The sequence below is a fragment of the Arthrobacter sp. TJ-58 genome, from assembly GCF_058269295.1.
The window spans coordinates 67,870-89,767 of the sequence record NZ_JBZCNM010000001.1; the positions used below are offsets into that span (position 1 = coordinate 67,870).

20 protein-coding genes are annotated in these 21,898 nt (G+C 65.1%); all 20 read left to right on the forward strand.

From position 1 onward, the window contains the following. The first annotated feature begins 135 nt into the window (after positions 1 to 135). The 20 genes from mraZ to AC4D2W_RS00405 all read left to right on the forward strand — a co-directional run bounded on the left by mraZ (position 136) and on the right by AC4D2W_RS00405 (position 21,873). Positions 136 to 567 (forward strand): division/cell wall cluster transcriptional repressor MraZ, encoded by a 432-nt coding sequence (gene mraZ, locus AC4D2W_RS00310; protein WP_400932888.1) that lies wholly within the window; start codon positions 136 to 138, stop codon positions 565 to 567. Positions 568 to 793: 226 nt separating this feature from the next. After that, complete coding sequence (rsmH, locus tag AC4D2W_RS00315; RefSeq protein ID WP_490924940.1) at positions 794 to 1,792, forward strand: 16S rRNA (cytosine(1402)-N(4))-methyltransferase RsmH; 999 nt, start codon at positions 794 to 796, stop codon at positions 1,790 to 1,792. Beyond that, positions 1,789 to 2,517 (forward strand): cell division protein FtsL, encoded by a 729-nt coding sequence (gene ftsL / locus AC4D2W_RS00320; protein WP_490924941.1) that lies wholly within the window; start codon positions 1,789 to 1,791, stop codon positions 2,515 to 2,517. The genes rsmH and ftsL overlap by 4 nt, the downstream gene beginning before the upstream one ends. Before the next feature lie 41 nt (positions 2,518 to 2,558). Next, positions 2,559 to 4,340 carry a peptidoglycan D,D-transpeptidase FtsI family protein gene (locus tag AC4D2W_RS00325; protein WP_490924942.1) on the forward strand — a complete coding sequence of 594 codons (1,782 nt, stop codon included), beginning with the start codon at positions 2,559 to 2,561 and terminating at the stop codon, positions 4,338 to 4,340. 133 nt (positions 4,341 to 4,473) lie between these two features. Continuing rightward, positions 4,474 to 6,111, forward strand: a complete 1,638-nt coding sequence (locus AC4D2W_RS00330) for a UDP-N-acetylmuramoyl-L-alanyl-D-glutamate--2,6-diaminopimelate ligase (protein WP_490924943.1) — start codon at positions 4,474 to 4,476, stop codon at positions 6,109 to 6,111. 6 nt (positions 6,112 to 6,117) lie between these two features. Next, complete coding sequence (locus tag AC4D2W_RS00335; RefSeq protein WP_490924944.1) at positions 6,118 to 7,641, forward strand: UDP-N-acetylmuramoyl-tripeptide--D-alanyl-D-alanine ligase; 1,524 nt, start codon at positions 6,118 to 6,120, stop codon at positions 7,639 to 7,641. Further along, positions 7,641 to 8,744 carry a phospho-N-acetylmuramoyl-pentapeptide-transferase gene (gene mraY, locus AC4D2W_RS00340; protein ID WP_490924945.1) on the forward strand — a complete coding sequence of 368 codons (1,104 nt, stop codon included), beginning with the start codon at positions 7,641 to 7,643 and terminating at the stop codon, positions 8,742 to 8,744. Before AC4D2W_RS00335 ends, mraY begins: the two co-directional genes overlap by 1 nt. After that, positions 8,726 to 10,300, forward strand: a complete 1,575-nt coding sequence (murD, locus tag AC4D2W_RS00345; protein WP_490924946.1) for a UDP-N-acetylmuramoyl-L-alanine--D-glutamate ligase — start codon at positions 8,726 to 8,728, stop codon at positions 10,298 to 10,300. The genes mraY and murD overlap by 19 nt, the downstream gene beginning before the upstream one ends. Further along, on the forward strand, positions 10,301 to 11,683 hold the full coding sequence (gene ftsW / locus AC4D2W_RS00350) for a putative lipid II flippase FtsW (RefSeq protein ID WP_490924947.1): 1,383 nt from the start codon (positions 10,301 to 10,303) through the stop codon (positions 11,681 to 11,683). Next, positions 11,680 to 12,789: an undecaprenyldiphospho-muramoylpentapeptide beta-N-acetylglucosaminyltransferase gene (murG, locus tag AC4D2W_RS00355; RefSeq protein WP_490924948.1), complete on the forward strand. Its 1,110-nt coding sequence runs from the start codon at positions 11,680 to 11,682 to the stop codon at positions 12,787 to 12,789. The genes ftsW and murG overlap by 4 nt, the downstream gene beginning before the upstream one ends. Further along, a complete protein-coding gene (gene murC, locus AC4D2W_RS00360) occupies positions 12,786 to 14,264 on the forward strand; it encodes a UDP-N-acetylmuramate--L-alanine ligase (protein ID WP_490924949.1) in 1,479 nt (492 codons plus the stop codon). Before murG ends, murC begins: the two co-directional genes overlap by 4 nt. Before the next feature lie 136 nt (positions 14,265 to 14,400). Then, the gene (locus AC4D2W_RS00365; RefSeq protein WP_490924950.1) at positions 14,401 to 15,219 is read left to right on the forward strand and encodes a cell division protein FtsQ/DivIB; all 819 of its coding nucleotides are present in this window, start codon (positions 14,401 to 14,403) and stop codon (positions 15,217 to 15,219) included. A 230-nt stretch (positions 15,220 to 15,449) separates the two neighbouring features. Beyond that, entirely contained in the window at positions 15,450 to 16,643 is a 1,194-nt protein-coding gene (gene ftsZ / locus AC4D2W_RS00370; RefSeq protein WP_400932865.1) for a cell division protein FtsZ, read from the forward strand. Between the two features lie 53 nt (positions 16,644 to 16,696). Continuing rightward, a complete protein-coding gene (locus AC4D2W_RS00375) occupies positions 16,697 to 17,455 on the forward strand; it encodes a purine nucleoside phosphorylase YfiH/LACC1 family protein (protein ID WP_490924951.1) in 759 nt (252 codons plus the stop codon). Between the two features lie 4 nt (positions 17,456 to 17,459). Next, positions 17,460 to 18,230, forward strand: a complete 771-nt coding sequence (locus AC4D2W_RS00380) for a YggS family pyridoxal phosphate-dependent enzyme (RefSeq protein WP_490924952.1) — start codon at positions 17,460 to 17,462, stop codon at positions 18,228 to 18,230. A gap of 74 nt (positions 18,231 to 18,304) precedes the next feature. Then, positions 18,305 to 18,862: a cell division protein SepF gene (locus tag AC4D2W_RS00385; protein ID WP_490924953.1), complete on the forward strand. Its 558-nt coding sequence runs from the start codon at positions 18,305 to 18,307 to the stop codon at positions 18,860 to 18,862. A 66-nt stretch (positions 18,863 to 18,928) separates the two neighbouring features. Next, complete coding sequence (locus tag AC4D2W_RS00390) at positions 18,929 to 19,219, forward strand: YggT family protein (protein ID WP_490924954.1); 291 nt, start codon at positions 18,929 to 18,931, stop codon at positions 19,217 to 19,219. Positions 19,220 to 19,376: 157 nt separating this feature from the next. Continuing rightward, positions 19,377 to 20,123: a DivIVA domain-containing protein gene (locus AC4D2W_RS00395; protein ID WP_490924955.1), complete on the forward strand. Its 747-nt coding sequence runs from the start codon at positions 19,377 to 19,379 to the stop codon at positions 20,121 to 20,123. A gap of 137 nt (positions 20,124 to 20,260) precedes the next feature. Then, positions 20,261 to 20,941 carry a signal peptidase II gene (gene lspA / locus AC4D2W_RS00400; RefSeq protein WP_490924956.1) on the forward strand — a complete coding sequence of 227 codons (681 nt, stop codon included), beginning with the start codon at positions 20,261 to 20,263 and terminating at the stop codon, positions 20,939 to 20,941. Beyond that, on the forward strand, positions 20,938 to 21,873 hold the full coding sequence (locus tag AC4D2W_RS00405) for an RluA family pseudouridine synthase (RefSeq protein WP_490924957.1): 936 nt from the start codon (positions 20,938 to 20,940) through the stop codon (positions 21,871 to 21,873). The genes lspA and AC4D2W_RS00405 overlap by 4 nt, the downstream gene beginning before the upstream one ends. Positions 21,874 to 21,898: the final 25 nt, after the last annotated feature.

Here is a 21,898-nt window from a genome sequence, read left to right on the forward strand (position 1 = left end):
GGAATAAAAGGCGCGGCGCGCCGTATATCGGTGCGCCGCGTCGTTGACTGTGGAGGGAAGTGGAGTAAAGTGGAGGCCATAAGAGTGCAGAGGCAGCGCAGGAGGAAATTCTCCTCATCAGACGGGTGGTGACCGATGTTCCTCGGAACACATTCACCGCGCTTGGATGAGAAGGGGCGGCTCATCCTGCCGGCCAAGTTCCGCGAGGAGCTGGCCGAGGGCCTGGTCCTGACAAGGGGCCAGGAACGCTGCATCTACGTCTTTAGCCAGAAGGAATTTGAACGGGTCCACGAACAGATGCGGGAAGCTCCGCTTTCTTCGCGTCAGGCGCGTGACTACATTCGGGTTTTTCTGTCAGGAGCATCAGATGAAGTCCCGGACAAGCAGGGTCGGATCACCATTCCGCCGGCGCTGCGGGCCTATGCCGGACTCGGCCGTGAACTGGCCGTGATCGGAGCGGGGACCAGGGCTGAGATTTGGGACGCCGCTGCATGGCAGACCTACCTCGAAGCGCAGGAAACGGCGTTCTCGGAAACGGATGAGGACACCATTCCCGGCATCTTCTAGTCCACTCACTGCACACAACACCAATTCCAAACCCCAGCAGTACCACCACCCAGACCCACCACCACGCAGAGACCGGACAGCAGCGGTTTCTTGCATGAGATCTCCAGCCGCCCCGCAGGGCCGGCACCTGACTCACTTCCCCGGAGCCAGGCGTCACAGCGTGAGGCGCGGATGGGGGTCTGATTCAAGAACTACGCCGCCGTCCCCGGACGCGGAAGGACAGCAGATGAGCGAAGATCGCCCAACCGAAGAACGGCACGTTCCGGTGCTGCGTGACCGCTGTATCAATTTGCTGGCACCCGCCATCGAAAAAGCAGTGGCGGATCACGGCAGCGCCGTGGTGGTTGACGCCACGCTGGGCATGGGCGGACACACCGAGGCCATGCTTTCCCGGTTTCCCCAGCTGCATGTCATTGGAATTGACCGGGACCGGCAGGCACTGGCCCTGGCCGGGGAGCGCCTGGCTCCCTTCGAGGACCGCATTGACCTGGTGCATGCGGTCTACGACGAGATTGCCGACGTCGTCCGGGACCTGGGTTTTGCCGGCATCGACGGCGCGCTCTTCGACCTGGGAGTGTCCTCCCTGCAGCTCGACGAGCGGGACCGCGGATTCGCCTACTCCTATGACGCTCCGCTGGATATGCGGATGGACACCAGCCGTGGACGCACCGCGGCGGACATTGTCAACACGTACAGCGAAGCCGATCTGGTCTCCATCATCCGCAAATGGGGCGAGGAAAAGTTTGCCGGCCGCATTGCCAGCACCATAGTCTCCACCCGGGCAGCGAAGCCGTTCACCACCACCGGCGAACTTGTTGACGCCATCCGGGGCGTAGTTCCTGCCGGAGCGGCGCGCACAGGCGGACACCCCGCCAAGCGCACGTTCCAGGCGCTGCGGATTGAGGTCAATGAAGAACTGGATGTCCTGGAGCGGGCCATCCCGGCCGCTCTCTCCGTCCTCAATCTTGGCGGCCGTGTGGTGGTGATGTCCTACCACTCGCTGGAAGACAAGATTGTCAAGGGCGTCTTCGCCGCAGGTTCACGATCCTCCGCTCCCAAGGGTTTCCCCGTGGAACTGGAACAGCACAAGGCTCAGCTTCAGCGCCTCACCAAGGGAACGGAAGTTCCCACGGATGAAGAAATCACCGAAAACCCACGTGCTGCCTCTGCAAAGCTGCGGGCCGTGGAACGAATCCGCATTTCCACCGACGGGGCAGAATCATGACACAGGTACAGACGCGGCCGCACGCATCGGCGGGTGCTGTCCGCCGGGTCACTCACGGCAACAACGCCCGGGCCCTGAACTGGGCGCCGGCACCGGGCGGCCCCGGACATGCTCCTGCTCCCGCCGCGCCCACACCGCGCCGCCGCACACCGTTGTCAGTGGTGCCCGCAGCACGGAGCCGGCGCCGCGCTCCTGTGGTGGTTTTCTGCTTTGTTGCCCTGATCCTTGGATTGGGAGCAGTACTCCTGCTGAACATTTCAGTTTCCAGCGGTCAGTACCAGCTGGTGGAGCTGCAAAATGAGCGCACCGAGCTGATGCAGCGCAACGAGGCGCTGACCCAGCAGCTGGAAAACCATCAGGCTCCCCAGATGCTGGCGGCTCAGGCTGCGGAGCTGGGAATGGTGACCTCTTCATCGTTCGGCAGCATTGACCTGCAGACGCTGGAAGTAACAGGCAACCCCGTCCCGGCCGAAGAAAGCGAAGGACCTGCGGTGTTGATTCCTGCCCCCGAGGTGCTGACGCAGCCGGTTGCCCCCCAGGCGGCCGGCACAGAAGCGGAAGAAACAGGGGCGTCGGCCCGTGCAGCGGAAGCGCGGGAAGAGGAAGCAGCGGAAACCGGTCCGGTACCGGCCAGCCCTGCTGACGGCTGGACGGCTCCGGCCGCCCCGGAAGCTGACCTGAACGGCGGCACCATTCCCGCACCCGCACAGATCGACGAGCAGTAGTTTTACCAGGCAGTAACACGAAGCACTAACGAGGATACGTTGTGGCAAAAGCGCAGGGCAGGGAAAACCACAGGGTAGCCGTCGTTACCGGCAGGCTCAGGACAGGACTCATCCTGGCACTGATCCTGCTGACGGGTTTGGGAGTGCGCCTTTTTCAGGTGCAGGCACTTGATCCCCAGGGAATGGCCGAAACAGCGGTCAGCGAACGGATCAGGAGCACCACGGTGCCGCCCCTGCGCGGCAGCATTCTTGACTCCAACGGCAACTACCTCGCACGCAGCGTGGAGCGCTTCGACATTGTTGTGGACCAGACGCTCTCCCACGACTACGTCGAAGAGCAGGCGTACGAACGGCGCACTGCTGATGGCAAGGAAACCGTCTCCTTCGACCAGGCCTTTGATGAGCTGTCCGAAATCCTCGGCCAGGACGCGGAAACCCTGCGGGAAGCCGTACTGGGGGACAACTCCTTCAATTTCGTGGCAAAGACGGTCACCCCGGAAACCAAGGACAAGGTCCTGGCAGTGAAATTCCCCGGCATTTACGCGGACCGGACCACTCTGCGCACCTATCCGTCCGGTGCAGTAGCGGGCTCCATCGTCGGCTTCCTGGGGACCGACGGTCCCCAGGAAGGCCTCGAGCTGACTCAGGATGACGTCCTGGCGGGGGAAGCCGGCAGCAAGACCTACGAAATCGGCGGCGACGGCATCCGCATTCCCTACGCCACCAATGAGGATGTCCCGGTGCGTGACGGAGACTCGGTGAAGCTCAGCATCGACCAGGACCTGCAGTGGTTTGCCCAGCAGACCATTGCCAGCCAGGTGGAGGATTACAACGCCGAGTGGGGCAACGTGGTGGTGGTCGAAGTCAAGACAGGGCGCATCATCACGATGGCGGAGTCCACCACCGTTGACCCCAACAACCCCGGGGAAACACCCCCTGAATTCCGGCAGCCGCTGTCCGTGACGGTTCCGTTTGAGCCGGGCTCCACCACCAAGGTCATTACGATGGCGGGCGCCTTGGAAGAGGGAATCATCAACCCGCTGTCCCAGTTCGAGATTCCGCCCACCTACACGGTTGACGGACAAACGTTCAAGGACGCCTTTGACCACGGCACAGTACACATGACGGCCGCCGGCATTCTGACCAAATCAATGAACACCGGCACCGTCATGATCGGCCAGCAGCTCTCACGGCAGGAGCGTTATGACTGGCTGCGCAAGTTCGGCTTCGGACAGCCGTTGAACGTGGGCCTTAACGGTGAAACGGTTGGTATTCTGGCCCAGCCGGATGACTGGGACACCCGCCAGCAGTACACGGTGCTCTTTGGCCAGGGCCTGGCCCAAACGGCTCTTCACACCGCCATGGTTTACCAGACCATCGGCAATGAGGGAGTGCGGCTGGCTCCGAGCCTTATTGACAGCTACATTTCAGCGGACGGCACTGAAACGCCCGCGGAAAAGGGCGAGTCCACCCGCGTGGTTTCGGAGGAAACTGCCCGTGAAGTCCAACACATGCTGGAGACGGTCACCGCTGAAGGATCCGGCAAGGGCGGCAAACTTGAGCAGTACCGGGTGGGTTCCAAGACCGGAACGGCCGAGGCGCCCTCCCATGGTGGCTACGACGGCTACACACTCTCCTATGCTGGTATTGCACCAATGGACGATCCGCAGTACGTGGTGGTCGTGACACTGCAGCGGCCCGAGGGATCACTGCAGGTTCTGGATCCGGGCAAGACTTTCAAGAAGGTCATGCAGCAGGTCCTGACCACCCGGCATGTGGCTCCGTCCGACTCGGAACCGGAGCTGTACCCCGTGGAGTACTGAGCCCGCTCCACAGCACGGGGCAGCGCCCGCTGACGCTGCCCGGCTGATTCTTTTTTCGAGTACCACGTCAATTTTCTGGAGCAATGCAGTGCCTACAAGTGATCAATGCAATCCGCAGCTGCCGGGGAGCGGAATGCGTCCGTCCGCTGTCGAGCCGGTGTCCCTGCGGGCGGCAGCGGCCGCACTCGCCGCAGCAGGTCTGCCCGGTGTTGAACCGGCACGCGCCGCAGACGCCGAAGCGGACATCATGCTCACCGGACTCACGATCAATTCACGTGAGGTCCATCCGGGTGATCTGTACGTCGCGCTGCCCGGCGCCCGCCACCACGGCGCCGTCTTTGGCGCTGCGGCGGCCGCAGCCGGTGCTGCCGCAGTGCTGACCGACGCGGACGGCGTTGCCCAGCTGGCAGAGCTGCCCGTTCCCGTGTACGTCACCGACGAGCCCCGCCGTCTGGTGGGTCCGCTGGCCGCAGCAGTCTTTGCGAGCAGGCCGCAGGACGGCAGCGCCCCCACCCTTTTTGGAGTGACGGGCACCAACGGCAAGACGACCACCACCTACTTCATCAATTCCCTGCTGGGCGCGCTGGGCAAGACCACCGGGCTGATCGGAACCATTGAGATCCTCGCCGGCGGAGAGCCCATTGCCAGTACCCTCACCACGCCGGAGTCTCCGCAGGTGCACGGGCTGCTGGCACTGATGCGCGAAAAAGGCCTGGATGCGGCGGCCATGGAGGTGTCTTCCCACGCGATTTCCTACCGGCGCGTGGACGGCGTCGTCTTTGACGTTGCCGGCTTCACCAACCTCACCCAGGACCACCTGGACCTGCACGGTTCCATGGAAGAGTACTTTGCGGCCAAAGCCGGGCTCTTCCTTCCGGAGCGGGCTCAGCGTGCCGTCATTTGCGTCGACGATGAGTGGGGCGCACGCATGGCGGCCCAGGCGCCTGTCCCGGTGTGGACGCTGGCAACGCACGACGGCGGTGCCGAGGCAACCTGGCGCGTCACCGACGTCGTGCGCGCCGGGCTGGGCCACCGCTTTATGCTGCGGGGCCCCGACGGCGCCGTCCTGCGGGCCGGAACCGGGCTTCCCGGGACGTTCAACGTCTCCAACGCCGCGCTGGCCGCGATCATGGTCCTGGCATCGGGCGTGAACATCGCCCGGCTCCAGGAAGCCCTGGACCGCAGCGATCCGTTCACCGTGGAGGTCCCCGGCCGGATGCAGCTGGTGGGCGAAGCGCCCGCCGCAATCGTGGATTTTGCCCACAACCCGGATGCCCTGGCGCGCACACTGGAATCGGTGCGCCGGGAACCCTCCGGGCCGGAAGCCGCGCCCGAGGCAGAGGTTTCCGCCGCCGAGCCGCCGCGCGTCATTATTGTCTTCGGCGCCACCGGCCAGCGTGACCAGACCAAGCGCCCGCTCATGGGTGCCATCGCCGCACGGCTCGCGGACGTGGTGATCGTCACCGATGACGACCCCCATGACGAGGATGAGGCAACCATCCGTGCCGATGTCCTGGCCGGAGCGCGCAGCGCCCTTGATGGCGGAGATTTGTCCTGTGAAATCCTTGAAGTGGCACCGCGGGCAGCGGCCATAGACCGCGCCGTGGCAATGGCCCGTCCGCAGGACACTGTGCTGGTGGCCGGCCGCGGACATGAAGTGTTCCAAGAAGTAAAAGGAGTGAATTTGGCCCTCGATGACCGTGTTGAACTGAGGAAGGCTTTGACACGGTACGGATTCCCTGTGCTGTCCGCCAACGGGGTAGAGTCCTAAAACGTCATGATTGAACTTAGTGCAGCAGATATAGCGGCAATTACGGGCGGCGAACTGATCGGTGGGGCCGTACAGGCAGCCGGGACGATCGTGAACTCGGCCACAACCGACTCCCGGGAAGCGTCCCCGGGTTCCCTCTTCATTGCCAAACCCGGCGAACAATCCGATGGCCACCTTTTCGTGGAAGCAGCGTTTGAGCGGGGGGCTGTCCTGGCACTCGTCGAGCGCCCCGTTCAGGACTCCTCGGGCGCCGTCTATCCGGCCGTTCAGGTTCCTGACGCGGTCTTGGCCATGGGCACGCTCGCAGCGGAGATTGTCCGCAGGCTCCGGGCATCTGCGCCGCTGACCGTCATCGGCATCACCGGATCAGCAGGCAAGACCACCACCAAGGACCTGCTCGCCGGCATCCTGCGAGCCGAAGGCGCAACCGTGGCTCCCGTGGGCTCCTACAACGGAGAGGTTGGCGTTCCGCTGACCATCTTCGGCGCTGATTACGGCACCCGGTACCTCGTCATGGAAATGGGCGCCACCGGCGTCGGGCACATCGAGTACCTCGCCTCCATGGTTCAGCCGGACATCGGTGTGGTGTTGTGCGTGGGCACCGCCCACGCCGGTGAATTCGGGGGCGTGGAGAACATTGCCCGGGCCAAGGGCGAAATGGTGGAGGCCCTTGCCCCCGGCGGCACCGCAGTGCTGAATGCCGATGACATCCGCGTGGCCGCCATGGCCTCCCGGGCCGGCAGCGGCGTGGACATCCTCTATTTCACCTCTTCTCCGGAAGAGGCACACGGCGCAAAGTCGGCAGTACGTGCCCTGGACGCCCGCACCGACGATCAGGGCCGTCCGGTCTTCACCCTCCGGTTCCCTGACGGCAGCGAGTATCCGGTGGAATCCGGCCTGATCGGCGCCCACCACACGGCCAACCTGCTGGCAGCCGCGTCGGCGGCCTTTGCGGCAGGCGTCCCCGCAGAACGGATTGCTTCCGGACTCTCGGGCCAGAAGGCGGCGAGCCGCTGGCGCATGGAACGCACCGACCGGCCCGACGGCGTCACCGTCATCAACGACGCGTACAACGCCAATCCGGAGTCGATGCGCGCTGCCCTGCGCACCCTGGCCGAACTCGGCCGGGGGCGCCGCACCTGGGCCGTGCTCGGCGAGATGCTTGAGCTCGGTGATGCTTCGGTAACCGAGCACGACGCCGTCGGCCGGTACGTGGTGCGCCTGAACATCTCCCACCTCATCGTGGTCGGGACCGGAGCCCGCGCCATGCACACCGGCGCCGTCATGGAAGGCTCCTGGGGGGACGAGTCCATTTTCGTGGACACCCCCGAAGACGCAGAACGCCTCCTGGCTTCCTCCCTGGAACCCGGTGACCTTGTCCTTTTCAAGTCCTCAAACGGCGCTGCACTGCGCCACCTCGGTGATCGGATAGCTTTGAACGCCCCATCTTCAACCTCCGCCCTGCCGCCGGCGTCCGCGCCGCAGCAAACCAGCCCGGGCACTGCCGGGGAAGCCGGAGGCGTTCAGTAGTGGTTTCCCTGCTTATCGGGTCGTCACTGGCTCTGATCTTTGCCCTCGCCGGCACCCCTCTGTTCATCCGTTTCCTGGTCAGGAAGAGTTACGGGCAGTTTGTCCGCGACGACGGCCCGACGTCGCACCACACCAAGCGCGGCACGCCCACCATGGGCGGGGCCGTCATTGTGGCCTCGGTGGTGGCCGCATACTTCATCACGCACCTGGTCAGCTTTGCGATCAACCCGGGCAGCTTCGGGCCGTCCGCGTCCGGGCTGCTGGTCCTGTTCCTGATGGTCGGCATGGGGCTTGTGGGCTTCATTGACGACTACACGAAGATTTCCCGCCAACGCAGCCTGGGGCTGAACGCCAAGGCGAAGATCATCCTGCAGACCCTCGTGGGGGTCGCGTTTGCCATCCTGGCCCTGAACTTCCCCAACGGGGAGGGCCGGACCCCGGCGTCCACCAGGATCTCCTTCATCCGCGACACCGGCCTTGACCTGGCCTTCGCGGGCACGCTGATCGGCGCCATCCTCTTCATCCTGTGGGCCAACCTGATCATCACCGGAACCACCAACGGCGTGAACCTGGCGGACGGACTGGACGGCCTGGCCGCAGGAGCCTCCATCCTGGTGTTCGGTGCCTACTTCCTGATTTCGTTCTGGCAGTCCAACCAGAGCTGCGGCGCGCCGCAATCGGGCAGCGTCTGCTACGAAGTCCGTGACCCGATGGATCTGGCCCTGCTGGCCGGAGCCATGGTCGGTGCGCTGATCGGTTTCCTCTGGTGGAACACCTCACCGGCCAAGATTTTCATGGGGGACACCGGTTCGCTCGCCATCGGCGGTGCCATTGCCGCCTTTGCCATCCTCTCCCGCACCGAACTGCTCCTGGTGATTCTTGCCGGCCTCTTTGTGATCATCACCTTGTCGGTGATCATTCAGGTGGGGTACTTCAAGCTGAGCGGCGGCAAACGCGTATTCAAAATGGCCCCGCTGCAGCACCACTTTGAGCTCAAGGGCTGGGCGGAAGTTACAGTGGTGGTCCGCTTCTGGATCGTCGCCGGGCTGTGCGTTGCCGTGGCCCTGGGCATCTTCTACGCGGAATGGGTGGTAGGAAATTGAGCGAACGCACTGATGCCGCAGCCGGAAGTTCCCGGCTGGACGAGCTGACCACCTGGGATGCGCCCTGGCGGGGACTGCGCGTTGTGGTGACGGGAATCGGACTGTCCGGATTCTCGGCCGCTGACACCCTGATCGAACTCGGCGCCCGCGTTGTGGTTGTGGACGCGCGCGACAACGAGGAGAACCGGGCCAAAGCGGACACCCTGCGCATCGTCGGTGCTGCCGACGTTCTGCTCGGCGCCGAGCACGCAGAAGCACTTCCCCTCGTGGAGGGCGAGCCCGCGGACCTGGTAGTGACGTCACCGGGCTTCAGCCCGGCACATCCGCTGATGGCGGCCGCCGCCGACGCCGGAATTCCGGTGTGGGGCGACGTCGAACTGGCGTGGCGGGTCCGCATCCGTGAAGGCCGCAAGACCGCGGAGTGGCTGACCATCACGGGAACCAACGGCAAGACCACCACCGTTTCCATGACCGAAAGCATGCTCCGGGCCGCGGGCCTGCGCGCCGTTGCCGCGGGCAACGTGGGAACCCCCATCCTGGATGCCATCCGTGATCCGGAGGGCTTTGACGTCATTGCCGTGGAGCTGTCCTCCTTCCAGCTTCACTGGTCCCACTCGCTCTCGCCGCTGGCGAGCGTGTGCCTGAACATCGCAGAGGACCATGTGGACTGGCACGGGTCCTACGAGGCCTACGCCGCGGACAAGGCGAAGATCTACGAGAACACCCGCGTTGCCTGCATCTACAATGCCGAGCAGGCCGAGACCGAGCACATGGTTGAAGAGGCGGACGTTATTGAAGGCTGCCGCGCCGTGGGATTCACCACGGGTATGCCGGCAGTGTCCATGGTGGGCATGGTGGAAAACCTCCTGGTGGACCGTGCGTTCATTGAACAGCGAAAGGACTCCGCCGCCGAACTGGCCTCCATGGCCGATCTGGGCGAGTACGCCCCGCGGCACATGGTGGCCAACGCCCTTGCCGCCGCGGCACTGGTCCGCGCCTACGGGGTGGAGCCGGTGGCAGTGCGGGACGGGCTGCGGGCCTATGATCCCGGCGCCCACCGGATCCAGCCGGTGGCCCGCCTGGACGACATTCTGTGGATCAACGATTCCAAGGCAACCAACCCGCACGCGGCTTCCGCTTCGCTGTCCGCTTTCCCCTCCGTGGTCTGGATTGCCGGGGGACTGTCGAAGGGGGTCACCTACGATGACCTCATCCGGGACCACGCGTCCCGGCTTCGCTCAGTCATCCTGATCGGCACCGACACGGCGGACCTTCGCACCGCACTGGCGCGACACGCTCCCGACGTCCAAGTGATTGACGCCGTGCCGCCCCACACTGGTGAAAGTGACGCAGCGGCAGATCCCAGCGGGGATGAGGTAATGGCCTTGGCCGTCGCCGCCGCAGCATTGCAAGCCCGGTCCGGAGACACTGTCCTGATGGCGCCCGCCGCGGCGTCCATGGACCAATTCGCGTCCTACGCGCACCGCGGGGACGCTTTCATCGAGGCCGTCCGCGGGTACGTGGAAGGACAGGCGCCGACTCCTAAGGAGCCCTAGATGGTCACTTCGTCCTCCGGGAAACCCCGCAAACCCGTGCTCCGTTCCAGCCGTCCGGCAGGCGTAGCCGGCGCTCCGGCCCGCACCCCGGCACCGTCCGCTCCGGAGCAGTCTTCCGCCGGACACAAGACGTCCGGCAGGGCCCCTGCCTCCGGCCGAAGCCCCCGAATCCGGAACGCCGGGAGGAAAACGCCGTCCCTGCTGGAACGCGGAATCGTGCTCCTGGAAGGGAGTCGGCGCAAAGCAACGGGCTCGGCCTACTACACCATCCTCGGCGCCTCACTGGCCCTGACAGCCATTGGCCTGATGATGGTGCTGTCCGCGTCCTCAGTGGAATCCATCGCTGCCTCGTCCGGCGAATCCATCAGCAGCACGTTCGGCTTCTTCATGAAGCAGGCCATGTTTGCGGCTCTGGGCGTCGTGGCCATGCTGGTGCTGTCCCGGCTGGGTCCCCAGAGCTACCGGAAGCTGGCCAAATGGGGCATGGGGCTGGCCCTCTTCCTGCTGATCCTGGTCTTCATCCCGGGCATCGGCGAGGAGGTCAACGGCAACCGGAACTGGATCAAAATCGGCCCCATCACCGGCCAGCCCTCCGAAGCGGCAAAGCTGGCCATGGCCATCTGGTTTGCCTCGGTGCTGTCCCTGCGGCAGAAGCTGCTGACCAACTGGAAGAATGTCGTGGTTCCGGTGGTGTTTCCGGGCGGTGCCCTGATCCTGGGGCTGGTCCTTATCGGCAAGGACCTCGGGACGGTCATCATCATGGGCCTGATCATGATTGCGGCCCTGTTCTTTGCCGGCACACCGCTGCGCTTCCTGGCCGGCATGGTTGGCCTGGGCGCAGTGGGAGCAATCCTGATGTCGCTGGTCAGCGGCAACCGCACCAGCCGGATCAGTGCCTGGCTGGGGCACGACTGCGGCGCAGGGCTGTGCGACCAGGCCAATGCCGGGATGTACGCGCTGGCCTCCGGCGGCTGGTTTGGCGTGGGCATAGGACAGAGCCGGCAAAAGTGGAGCTGGATCCCCGAAGCGCACAATGACTTCATCTTCGCCATCATCGGAGAAGAATTCGGGCTGCTGGGAACCCTGCTGATCGTGCTGCTCTTCGGCATCCTGGCGGTTGCCATCGTCCGGATGACCATGCGCCACACCGATCCCTTCATCCGGATCCTCTGCGGCTCCATCCTGGCCTGGATCATCGGACAGGCGTCCGTGAACATCGCCATGGTGACGGGCCTGCTGCCGGTCATCGGCGTACCGCTGCCGTTCATCTCCTACGGCGGATCCTCCCTGACCTTTACGCTCGCGGCGGTGGGCGTCCTGCTTTCCTTTGCCCGCAAAATTCCAGAACACAAATTTTCCGAAAGTGAACCATCAGCTCCATGACGCAACGTCCCCTTTCCCTCGTCCTCGCCGGAGGCGGCACCGCCGGGCACATCAGTCCGCTGCTGGCGGTGGCCCGCGCCGTCCGGGAGTCCGCGCCGAAGGCCCGCATCAAAGTGGTGGGCACTGCCGCCGGCATGGAAACGCGGCTGGTACCCGCCGCAGGATTCGAGCTGGCCGTCATTGACCGCGTTCCCATGCCCCGCAAGCCCGGCGGGGACCTGGTCCGGCTGCCGGGCCGGCTGCGGCGCGCCATTGCGCAGGCAGGCGAGATTCTTGACGAAGCCGCTGCCGACGTCGTCGTGGGAGTGGGCGGATACGTGTCCACTCCGGTGTACCTTGCCGCCCGGCGCCGGAAACTCCCGATCATCGTGCATGAAGCCAATGCCCGCCCGGGACTGGCCAACCGCGTAGGTGCCCGCTTTGCCGACGTCGTCGGGACTGCCTTCGCTGAAACCAAATTGCCCGGCGCCCAGCTGGTGGGAATGCCGATGCGCCGCGAAATTGCGGAACTGGACCGTGCCGGCGCCCGCGCTGCCGCCCGGAAGGCCCTCGGCCTGGAACAGGACCGGCCCACCCTCGTGGTCACCGGGGGCTCCTCCGGAGCGGCCAGCATTAACCGGGCCGTGGAAGAGGCGCTTCCCGCCCTCGCTGCGGCCGGCATCCAAACCCTGCACATCACCGGCCGCGGCAAGCAGCTGAAGGCGGCCGACGGCGGATTGCTGGCTGCACCGTTCTATCGCCAGGTCGAATACGTGGACGGCATGGAACAGGCCTACGCCGCCGCGGACCTGCTGCTGGCCCGCTCCGGCGCCGGCACGGTGTGCGAAATCAGTGCCGTGGGCCTGCCCGCAGTCCTGGTGCCGCTGCCGCACGGAAACGGAGAACAGGCGCTGAATGCAGCCGGCCTTGTGGCGGCAGGGGGAGCACTGGTGGTTTCCGATGCACTCTTCACGGGAGCATGGATCTCGGACAAGCTGATACCTCTGCTGGCCGATCCGGCTGCGCTGGACGCCATGTCAGCCGCTTCGGCGGCCGAAGGCATCCGTGATGCCGACCGCCGGATGGCGGAATTCATTCTCGACGCAAACGTAAGGTCACGCGCATGAGCACGCTGAAGCTCCAGGACCTGGGACGGGTGCATTTCATCGGGCTCGGCGGTGCCGGCATGTCCGCCGTCGCCCGGGTCATGATTGGCCAGGGAATGAAAGTTTCCGGCTCCGATTCCCGGGATTCGCCCGGGCTGCGCGCCCTGGAAGCCCTGGGCGCCACCGTGTTCGTGGGCCAGAAGGCAGCAAATGTGCAGGGCGCTGACACCGTGGTGGTCTCCACCGCCATCCGGGCCGAAAATCCTGAACTGGCTGCCGCCCGCGAGCTCGGCCTGCGGGTCATCCACCGCTCGGTGGCCCTCGCCGCAGCCATGGGGACCCAGGATGTGGTGGCCGTTGCCGGAACCCACGGCAAAACCACCACCACCGCCATGGTGACCGTCCTGCTGCGCGAAGCCGGGCTTGATCCCTCCTTCGCCATCGGCGGCGACGTTGCCGCCCTGGGAGTCAATGCGGCCTTCGGCAGCGGCAGCGTGTTTGTGGCTGAAGCCGATGAATCCGACGGCTCCTTCCTGAATTACCAGCCGCGCATCACCGTGATCACCAACGTTGAAGCCGACCATCTGGACCACTACGGCACCGAGGAAGCGGTCTTCGCTTCCTTTGACAAGTTTGTCCGGCTCCTGCCGGCGGACGGCCTGCTGGTGGCCTGTGCCGATGACCCCGGAGCTGCGGACGTGGTGCGCCGCTCCGGTGCCGCGCGGGTGCGCACCTACGGTTACAGCGAAAATGCCGACATCCGGATTACTGATACGCGCCCGCTGTCCAGCGGTTCCGTGTCTGTGCTCCGCTTCAGCCTTGACGGGCTGGAGTGCGAGCAGGAACTGCGGCTCCTGGTGCCCGGCGCGCACAATATCCGCAACGCGGCCGCCGCCTTCGCCGTGGGACTCGGGCTGGGCGTCGATCCGGCCCTGGCCGCAGCCGGACTGTCGGTCTTCTCCGGTGCCGCCCGCCGCTTCGAAGCCAAGGGTGCCGAGCGCGGGGTGCGGGTCTTTGACGACTACGCGCACCATCCCACCGAGCTGGTGGCAGCACTGGAAGCGGCACGGACCGTTGCCGGAGACCACCGGGTGCACGTCCTGTTCCAGCCGCACCTGTTCAGCCGGACGCAGGCTTTTGCCGCGGAATTCGCCTCCGCGCTGGAACTTGCGGACAGCGTTGCCGTACTGGACATCTATGCCGCCCGGGAGGACCCGGTGCCCGGAGTTACCAGCGAACTGATCACCTCACGGGTGAACCGGCCCGGAGGCTATGCCCCGGATGCGGACCAGGCCGTGCGGGATATCTGCCGCCGCGCCGAGCCCGGAGACATCATCCTGACGGTGGGAGCCGGAGACGTCACCCGGTTTGGTGCCGTCCTGGTCCGCGAGCTGGCTGAAACAGCTGCAGCTGGCACCGCCGCTGATACGGACGACGCCGGCACCGCCGGCGCTGCCGAAGCTCAGCCGGTGCCACGGCAGGTCTCCCGTGGTTAGCCGGAAACCGCGCCGGCCCAAGGCCGATACCACCCGTGCGGTATCCGCCGGGGGCGGCACGGAGAACGGGCGCCGTTCCGGACACGGCGAGCCGGAGTCCCGGGGGAGGACCCCTCAGCGGGCCGCCGGCTCTTCCTTGTCTTCGGGGTCAGCGGCGTCTTCGGGGTCAGCAGCCGGCCCGGACAACGGCTATTCCCGGACTGCGACCGATACGGCTGCGCCGGACACCGTCACCGCAACCGTTTTGGCTTTTCCCGAGCCGCCGGTCCGCCGGCGCCGTCGCTGGCTCATCATCTCCGTCGTCTCCGTGCTGGTCGTGGTTGCCGCGTTCCTGGCCTTCCTGTTCCTGTCTCCGGCACTGGCGCTGAAGACAGTGACCGTGCAGGGGATTTCCCTGCTGTCCGAGGAACAGGTCAACAGTTCCCTGCAGCCCTTGATGGGCCGGCCCCTGACCACCGTCGGTGATGACGACGTCGCCGCGCTCCTGGCCGACCGGCCCGAGGTGGCCGGGGTGCACGTTGTTGCCAAGCCGCCGCATGAGATTGAGGTGACCATTGCCGAACGTGTTCCGGTGGCTGTCCTGCAGAGCGGCACGGAGTTTCTGCTGATTGACCAGGAGGGCAGGGTCATCGGTTCGGCTGCCAACCGGACGCAGGCGCGGCTGCCGCTGATCGACGGGGGGACCGAGGCCGTGAACAGTGCCGTCTTCAGCACTGTGACCTCGGTGCTGTCCGTTCTTCCGGAGAAGGTGCTTGCGGAGCTGGACCACGCTTCGGCGTCGTCGGTTGATTCAGTGGAACTTAAGCTCCTCAACGGACAGACGGTATTCTGGGGGAGCGCCGAAGCCAATGTGGCCAAGGCGCGCGCTGTGGAAGCCCTGCTGCAGATGCCGGAAAAGGACCCTCCGGTCCGCGTCTTCGACGTCAGCACCCCCACTGCTCCTGTGACACGGTGATTTTCACCTCCTGCGGGAAAGAAAATTCCGACACGCGGCAGAGGTAATTGCACAACGGGGGTCAGCCCCATAGCGTCACAGGTAGAGCATTACTTGACATAACTATAACCTTCAACCAGAAGCTTAGACTTCCGGACTGAAGGTTGCAGGTCAGGTTCAAGGTTTTTCGGCCGGAAATACTCCGGCCACCCAATGATCAGTTGCACAGATTCGAACAAGGGACACAGGACGTGGCAGCACCGCAGAATTACTTGGCCGTCATCAAGGTCGTCGGCATCGGCGGCGGTGGCGTGAACGCCGTAAATCGGATGATCGACGTGGGACTCCGCGGCGTGGAGTTCATCGCCATCAACACCGACGCACAGGCACTGCTGATGAGTGACGCCGACGTGAAGCTCGACGTCGGACGCGAACTCACGCGCGGCCTGGGCGCCGGTGCGGATCCCGAGGTGGGCCGCAAGGCCGCCGAGGATCACGCCGAAGAAATCGAAGAGGTCCTGCGCGGAGCGGACATGGTCTTCGTGACCGCAGGCGAGGGCGGCGGAACCGGTACCGGCGGCGCGCCCGTTGTGGCCCGCATCGCCCGTTCCCTCGGTGCCCTGACCATCGGTGTGGTGACGCGCCCCTTCACCTTCGAAGGCCGCCGCCGCTCCAATCAGGCTGAATCGGGCATCGACACGCTGCGCGAGGAAGTCGACACGCTCATCGTCATCCCCAATGACCGCCTGCTTTCCATCAGCGACCGCAACGTGTCCATGCTGGACGCCTTCCGTTCCGCAGACCAGGTGCTGCTTTCCGGTGTTCAGGGCATCACCGACCTCATCACCACTCCGGGCCTGATCAACCTCGACTTTGCCGACGTGAAGTCCGTCATGCAGGGTGCCGGTTCGGCCCTCATGGGTATCGGTTCGGCACGGGGAGAGGACCGCGCGGTCAAGGCTGCCGAGCTGGCCATCGCTTCTCCTCTGCTGGAAGCCTCGATTGACGGCGCACACGGTGTGCTGCTGTCCATCCAGGGCGGCTCCGATCTCGGTCTGTTCGAGATCAACGAGGCCGCCCGCCTGGTCCAGGAAGTGGCGCACCCCGAAGCCAACATCATCTTCGGTGCCGTCATTGACGACGCCCTGGGTGACGAAGCACGGGTCACCGTCATTGCTGCCGGATTCGATCAGGTGGACGTAACGTCCCAGCCGATCTCGCACAAGCCGGCCGAGCCGGTTGCACCGCCGGCCAGCGCTCCCGCCGTCGGCTATGCCGGTGCTGCGCCTGCTTCCGCCGGACTTTCGGCATGGTCGCAGCGCCCCACCCAGCACACTGATGTTCCCGCCGATGCAGGTTTTGACGTAGACCTGCCGGCAGTCGTTGAGTCCGACCTCTCCACGGGCCGGAACGATGACCTGGATGTCCCTGACTTCCTGAAGTAGCACCCGGTCCGGACAGCAGTCCGGCCAACACACAGCAGCGAGGTTGTTCGACAATGTTTTGGTGGCAGGCACAGGCCGGTGACGGTCTGACGGTCGCGTTCACCAATACGGCGGCGGGCAACCTCGCTTTGCATGTCGGGGACGATCCGGCGCTGGTTCGACGCCGCAGGGCGGCGCTTGAGCAGCACATGGACGTTCCCGCCGGTTCGCTGGCGTTCATGAACCAGGTGCATTCCAATCTGGTCGCAACTGTTCCCGGATTGCGGACGCCCGGTACCGATTCCTCCCCGCTGTCATCCGAAGGGGATGTCTCTGCTGCGAAGGGTCCGGCCGTGGATGCCCCCACGGCGGACGCGCTGCTGAGCCCGGACGGCTCGGTGCCGCTGGCTGTCATGGTGGCCGACTGCGTCCCCGTGGTCCTGGCCGGCCGATCCGGCACCGGGGTGGTAACCGCCGTCGCGCACGCCGGCCGGCGCGGTTTGCTGACCGGCATCCTGACGAACACCGTGCAGGAGATGCGTGCAGCCGGTGCGCTCAGCCTGCAGGCCTGGATTGGACCCGCTGTCTGCGGATCCTGCTACGAGGTTCCCCCGGCCATGCTGGAGGAGGCAGCCGAAATCCTTCCGGCAGTTCGCTCACGCACCCGATGGGGCACGCCTGCCCTGGACCTGCCGGCCGGCGCCCAGGCGCAGCTGGGGGAGTTGGATGTGGATGTTCTGCGCGTCGGCGGATGCACCCTGGAATCGGATGACCTCTACTCGCACCGCCGCAGCAGCGCCGCAGGGCGCTTCGCCGGCCTCATTTGGAGATGAGCCCATGACGAACAGCACCACCGCTGCGGAGCGATCCGCTGAACTCGCAGCTCGGCTGGACCGGGTGCGCACGCGCATTCAGTCAGCTGTGCACGGCCGGGCCGCGCCCACCCTGATTGTGGTCACCAAGTACTTCCCGGCCAGCGACGTGGAGCTGCTGGCCGGCCTGGGCGTCACGGACGTCGGAGAGAACAAGGACCAGGAAGCCGCCGCCAAGGCTGAGGCCACGGCCGGCCTGCCCCTGAACTGGCATTTCATCGGGCAGCTGCAAACCAACAAGGCCAAATCAGTGGTCCGTTACGCCGCCGCCGTGCACTCGGTGGACCGGGACTCGCTCGTCCGGGCACTGGGCAAGGCGATGGCCGGCGAACAGCAGCGCCGCGACGCCGCAGGGCTGCCGCACCGGGACGCGCTGGAGTGCTTTCTCCAGGTGGACCTGAGGACACCGGAAGCCGCCGGTGCCGGCGACGGAACGCCGTCCGCAGCCGGACGCGGGGGAGCGCAGCCCGGCGAGATCCCTCTTTTGGCCGAAGCGGTGGCCGCCGCTCCGGGACTGCGGCTGGCCGGCCTGATGGCCGTGGCCCCGCTGGGGGCTGACCCGGAGGAAGCCTTTGCCTCGCTCAAGGAGTTGTCCGGCCAGCTGCGCAGAAATCACCCGGAAGCAGGTGCGATCTCTGCCGGCATGAGCGGTGATCTGGAAGCCGCACTGGCGCACGGGGCGACACACCTGAGGGTCGGCTCCGATATTCTGGGGCAGCGCCCCCCGGTGCGGTAGCGTTTATTGGAAGTAAGTCTCTCATTTGGCGAGAGACGGGTGCTACGGCGCTGAAGTTTTATGAAGGAGCAACCATGGCTGGCGCAATGCGCAGGACAATGATCTATCTTGGGCTTGCCGACGGTGAAGAGCCCTACGAGTCTGAGCAGAAGAGCCAGCGGGAAGCTCCGGTGCGCAGCACCGAGGAGTATGTCCCCGACTACGAGCGGACTGAGCGCGTCGAACGTGCCGAGCGGTCCGAAGAGGCCGAGCCCGCCGCCGCACCCGTGGCACGGACTGCCGTCGAAGAATACCGCGCCCCGGTCACCCCCATCAAACGAGTTCAGTCATCCCGAGAGGAAGTGGATGGCTTGCGCCAGATCACCACAGTCCATCCCCGTTCCTACAACGACGCCAAGATCATCGGTGAGAGCTTTCGCGACGGCATCCCCGTCATCATGAACGTCACCGACATGGGTGAAGCGGATGCAAAGCGTCTTGTCGATTTCTCTGCTGGTCTGGTCTTTGGCCTGCGCGGTAGCATTGAGCGCGTGACCAACAAAGTCTTTCTCCTGTCGCCGTCCTACGTGGAGGTGTTGGGAGATGACAAAAAGGTCAGCGAATCCCAGTCGGCATTCTTCAATCAGAGCTGACCGCATCCCCGCAGCAGCGGGGTCACTGCGGAACGCTGAGGCTTCCCCGGAAACGAAACCACACGCGTGAGTATTATTTTTTCCCTGCTGTATGTCCTGCTGGTGCTCTTTCAGTTTGCCCTGATACTGAGGATTGTTTACGACGCAGTGCAGATCTTCGCGCGCCAGTGGCGTCCGAAAGGTCCCGCACTGGTTCTGGCCTCGGCTATCTACGGTGTCACCGATCCGCCGATCCGCCTGTTGCGCAGGTTCATCCCCCCGTTGCGGCTCGGCGGAATTTCGCTGGACCTGGCCTTCATTGTGCTGTTCATCGTAGTGGCGATCGCCAAAGCGGTCGTAGCCAACGGCATCGCCTAGCAGCAGCCTCAATCCGGCGGACGTTAGCATTCCCCACCCGGCAGATATACTGTGAAAAGCAATAAGTCTCCTTGGAATTTATGTTCGTTGGATTCTGTACGTAGAACCGTCTGCCTGACTCGCAGGCGAATCTTATAAACCAGTGTGAGGTGACCAGATGGCTCTGACGCCAGAAGATGTTGTTAATAAGCGGTTCCAGCCGACCAAGTTCCGTGAGGGCTACGATCAGGACGAGGTTGACGATTTCCTTGATGAGATCGTGATTGAGCTCCGCCGCCTGAACGCAGAGAATGAAGACCTCCGCACCCAGCTCGCTGAATGCGTTGCCGGTTCCAAGAGTGGAACTTCAGCAGGCACCAAGAGCGAAAGCTCCGTTCCCGCACCGGTTTCGGCCGCTGCCAAGACCGGACAGGTCACGGCGCCGGTCAAGGAAGAGAAGAAGTCGGGTTCGGTCAAGGCCGAGCCTGCCAACTCCGATGGGTCCAAGGCTGCGGCTGCGCAGACCTCCACGGCCACGTCCAAGCCTGCGGCTCCGGCTGCTGCGGCTTCCGCACCTGCTGCCGGCACTTCTGCAAGTGCCGTCAGCGAGACGGAGACCGCCGCCGGAATTCTCGCCATGGCCCAGAAGATGCATGACGACTACGTCGGCGCCGGCGTTGAGCAGCGCGACAAGATCATCGCTGAAGCGCAGCTCGAAGCCACCGGCCTCATCACCGATGCCGAGGACAAGAGCGCCAAGATCCTCAACAGCCTGGAACAGCAGAAGGCTACCCTGGAGCGCAAGGTCGAGCAGCTGCGCGGTTTCGAGCGCGACTACCGTTCACGCTTGAAGGCCTACATTGAAGGCCAGCTGCGTGACCTGGACGCCAGCGGCACCGTTGCTTCAGAGACGGCTGACGCCTAACCTGCGGAACCAGGGCACCACGGGTGCACTAAACTGAAAATATGCACGGGCCGGCTGGCCGGGACGCCCCGGTCCGCCGGCCCGTTGTCTTGGCGCCCCGGCGTCCCCGGTGAAGCGACCCAACGAATGAAAGCACCATGACTAAATCTTCTGAGGAACCCGTGGCCGCAAGTGCCGCAGGCGGTCCCGGCGCGCATGTCCGCCCGGCCTGGTCCGGTTATGCCCTGCTCATGGCAGGTTGTGCCGTTCTGGGACTGGGCATTGACCAACTCACCAAATGGTGGGTGGAGAGCACCATGCGCCTGGGCGAAGTCACGGACGTTCTGCCTCCCGTCCTGCGGTGGCACTACATCCTCAACCCCGGCGCCGCCTTCTCCATCGGCACCGACCACACCTGGGTGTTCACCATCATCATGGTCGCTGTCTGCGCCTTCCTGATCTACCTCATGCTCAAGGTCCGGTCCGTATCCTGGGCCGTTGCCCTGGGCCTGGTTCTGGGCGGAGCGATGGGGAACCTCACGGACCGGCTGTTCCGTGAACCCTCGTTCGGCCAGGGACACGTGGTGGACTTTATCGCGCTGCCCAACTTCGCCATCTTCAACATTGCCGATTCCTGCGTGGTCTGCGGCGTAATCCTGGTCTGCCTGCTGACCCTTCGGGGAGTGGGCATGGACGGACAGCGGACCCCCTCCGAGACAAAACAGGATCCTGCGGCGGAGGCAGCGCAGGGTTCCGGCCCCGCCGTCGAGGGCGGAACAGCAACACCTGCACGGGAAACCGGCACCACAGATACAACGAACGGCGAAAGCAACAAATGAACGAGATCCACACCGTCCTTTCGATTCCTGACGACGCCGACGGCAAACGCGCCGACGCGGTCCTCGCCAAACTCCTGGAAGTCTCACGCTCCGCCGCCGCCGCCTGGTTCACCGACGGCTACTTCAGCAAGGGGGGCCGGCCGCTGGACAAGTCTGACCGGCTCTCCGCGGGAGACCGGGTGGCCGTGGATATTCCGGAACTGCGCGACCCGCTCGCCGTCGTCGTCGAGCCGGTGGAGGGCCTGAAGATCCTGGCGGACGACGAACATTTTGTGGTCATCGACAAGCCCGTGGGCGTGGCTGCGCACCCCTCACCGGGCTGGGTGGGCCCCACCGTGGTGGGCGGTCTGGCCGCTGCCGGCTACCGCATTTCCACCTCCGGGTCCCCGGAACGGCAGGGCATCGTCCACCGCCTGGACGTGGGAACGTCCGGTGCCATGGTGGTGGCCAAGACCGAACACGCCTACACGCTGCTGAAGCAGGCCTTCAAGGAGCGGACCGTGGAGAAGATGTACCACGCCGTGGTTCAAGGGCTGCCGGATCCGCTGCGCGGCACCATCGACGCGCCGATCGGCCGCCACCCTTCCTATGACTGGCGCTTTGCCGTGCTGGAAGGCGGCCGCCCCTCCGTCACCCACTATGAGGTGCTGGAAGCCTTCGGAAAGGCCTCCCTGGTGGAAGTCCACCTGGAGACCGGGCGCACGCACCAGATCCGCGTCCATTTCTCCGCGCTGCGCCATCCCTGTGCCGGAGATCTCACCTACGGCGCGGAAGCCAAGCTCGCAGCCGAGCTGGGCCTCACCCGGCAGTGGCTGCATGCCCGGAAGCTGGCGTTTACCCACCCCGGCAGCGGTGAACGAGTGGAAGTCATCAGCGAATATCCCCAGGACCTCCAGTACGCGCTGGACGCCCTGCAGCGCGGGGACGTCTGAGGCACTGAGCACATGCCGGGGCACC